Source organism: Pseudoalteromonas sp. SWN166 (genome assembly GCF_015864485.1).
Lineage (GTDB): Bacteria > Pseudomonadota > Gammaproteobacteria > Enterobacterales > Alteromonadaceae > Pseudoalteromonas.
The window spans coordinates 1-1,612 of sequence record NZ_JADYXB010000082.1; the positions used below are offsets into that span (position 1 = coordinate 1).

Consider the following 1,612-nt stretch of genomic DNA (forward strand, 5'->3'; position numbering starts at 1 on the left):
CGATCCCCACGCTGTCCATGTCCATGTCGCTGGACGTGGACTCGTGGACGTGGAGCTTCAGCGCCTCCGTACCAGGCTACGCGCTGGCCGACATTGAGCCCGAGGACGGCGTGCCCGTGGACGTGCAGGCGACGATCAACGGCACGCCCTACCGCTTCATCGTGGAGTCTATCTCCCGCGAGCGCACGTTCGGCCGGAGCGACCTGCGCATAGGTGGCCGTGGCCGCGCGGCGGTGCTCGACGCCCCGTACGCGCCGATCATGAGCTTCGGCAACGAGTTTGGCCGCACGGCTGAACAGCTCATGAACGACATCCTGACCGACAACGGCGTGCCGCTGGGCTGGGACGTGGAGTGGAACCCGGACGACTGGAACGTGCCTGCGGGCGTGTTCAGCCACCAGGGCAGCTACATCACCGCGCTGAACCAGGTGGCCGGGTCGATCTCGGCGTACCTGCAGCCCCACAACACCGACGAGGNGTGTTCAGCCACCAGGGCAGCTACATCACCGCGCTGAACCAGGTGGCCGGGTCGATCTCGGCGTACCTGCAGCCCCACAACACCGACGAGGTGCTGCGGGTCCTGTCGCGCTACCCCGTGGCGCCGTGGGACTGGGCGGGCGTCACACCCGACTTCGAGCTGCCATCGGCGGTGATGAGCCGCGAGAGCATCGAGTGGCGCGACAAGGCCCGCTACAACCGGGTGTACGTCATGGGCCAGCAGGTTGGGGTCAACGGCCGCGTGACGCGAGAAGGCACCGCTGGCGACTACCTGGCGCCCACCATCATCGACCCGCTGATCACCGAGGCGGTGGCCGCGCGCCAGCGGGGTATCGCCGTGCTGTCCGACACAGGCCGCATCGCCACAGTGGGCCTGCGCCTGCCGGTGCTCGCTGAGACCGGGATCATCGCCCCGGGCAGCTTCGTGCGCTACTTGGATGGGGGCATCGAGCGCATCGGTCTCACGCGCAGCGTGCAGGTCGAAGTTGGGCTGCCGTCTATCTGGCAAACCTTGGGGGTGGAAACACATGTCGAACCTGTTTAGCCGGTTCCAGAAGCTGATCCCCACCTACCCGTTGCGCGTGGGTGAGGTGATCGCCTATGCCGACGGCGTTGCCACCATCCAGGAGCAGGGTGGTATGGCTACTGCACGCGGGGAGGCCACCGTGGGTGACCGCGTGTTCTTCCGCAACGGCGCAATCGAAGGCCCCGCGCCGGACCTGACCATTGAGATTATCGAGGTATGACCATGACCTTCACGGTTGAACAACTCGCGGCGGCCACCAGCGCGCCGTACGGAAACGCGCAGACCTACCACCAGCCCCTGCTGGATGCCATGGGTCGATTCGACATCTGCTCTCTGCAGCGCCAGGCGGCGTTCCTCGCCACCGTGGCGGTGGAGTCGGCGCACCTGTCGGCGGTGGAAGAGGGCCTGTACTACAAGGACGCCTCACGGTTGGCGCGCATCTACCCCCGCGCGTTCAAGAGCATGGCTGACGCCGAGCCATACGCACGCAACCCCAAGGGCCTGAGCGAACTGCTCTACAAAGGCATGCATGGCAGAGGTTTGGTGCAGCTAACTTGGCGCAAAAACTACGAACGCGCCGGCGAGTCG

3 protein-coding genes are annotated in these 1,612 nt (G+C 66.2%); all 3 read left to right on the plus strand.

Annotation, left to right across the window (positions count from 1 at the left end):
* The first annotated feature begins 478 nt into the window (after positions 1 to 478).
* Complete coding sequence (locus I6F49_RS20130) at positions 479 to 1,042, plus strand: hypothetical protein (protein ID WP_197181741.1); 564 nt, start codon at positions 479 to 481, stop codon at positions 1,040 to 1,042.
* Positions 1,026 to 1,244 (plus strand): hypothetical protein, encoded by a 219-nt coding sequence (locus tag I6F49_RS20135; RefSeq protein ID WP_114488314.1) that lies wholly within the window; start codon positions 1,026 to 1,028, stop codon positions 1,242 to 1,244. Before I6F49_RS20130 ends, I6F49_RS20135 begins: the two co-directional genes overlap by 17 nt.
* Before the next feature lie 2 nt (positions 1,245 to 1,246).
* Positions 1,247 to 1,612: hypothetical protein (locus I6F49_RS20140; protein WP_197181742.1), on the plus strand; the 366-nt coding region annotated here is incomplete at its 3' end.